Origin of the sequence: Achromobacter sp. Marseille-Q0513 (assembly GCF_018195695.1) — a bacterium.
In the GTDB taxonomy this organism is placed as follows: domain Bacteria; phylum Pseudomonadota; class Gammaproteobacteria; order Burkholderiales; family Burkholderiaceae_B; genus Achromobacter.
On the sequence record NZ_JAGTJY010000474.1, the window covers coordinates 1 to 531 of the forward strand.

The window sequence follows — 531 nt, forward strand, 5'->3', positions numbered from 1 at the left end:
TATTTGCGGCGGCCCTATGGGTATGCAGGAGGAGCAACATTGGTTTTCTATCCTCACGGCAGTCTCGCAGTTGCGCGTGACTACCTCGGTGGTGAAACAAAACTCGCGGTTGGAGCGGGATCTGCAGGTGACTTGCTTGACACGATCACCCGCAGGTGGGCGTCCGGGCACTATGTGCCGGTCTTTGTTAGCGAAGGAACCAGCAAGGAGAAAGTCGCTGCAATCCGCCGGAGTCACTATCTGACGAACGTGTATGAGGAGGTTCTGCCGGCGCTCGGGGATGGGCTGGTCGTCTATGGCTGGAGCTTTGACGAACGAGACCAACACGTGCTTGGTGCCATCGCGGCGAATCAGCCAAAGCGAATGGCCGTCTCGGTTTTCACTGGTCAGCCAGCTGGAGATCAGCAAGCGTTCTGCCACCAGGTTCTGAAGGCTGCGGGCCGATCCTTGCCTGCCACAGATGTGACGTTCTTCGATTCGCAGAGCCCGGGTTGCTGGAACAATCCATGAGATACGAAGCAGCAGTAGATC

1 protein-coding gene is annotated in these 531 nt (G+C 57.4%); it reads left to right on the top strand.

Annotated elements, in window-relative coordinates; all coding sequences use genetic code 11:
- Window positions 1-510, top strand: a 510-nt coding sequence (locus tag KDH83_RS31335; RefSeq protein ID WP_212323023.1) for a DUF4917 family protein, incomplete at its 5' end; no start/stop codon positions are given.
- Window positions 511-531: the final 21 nt, after the last annotated feature.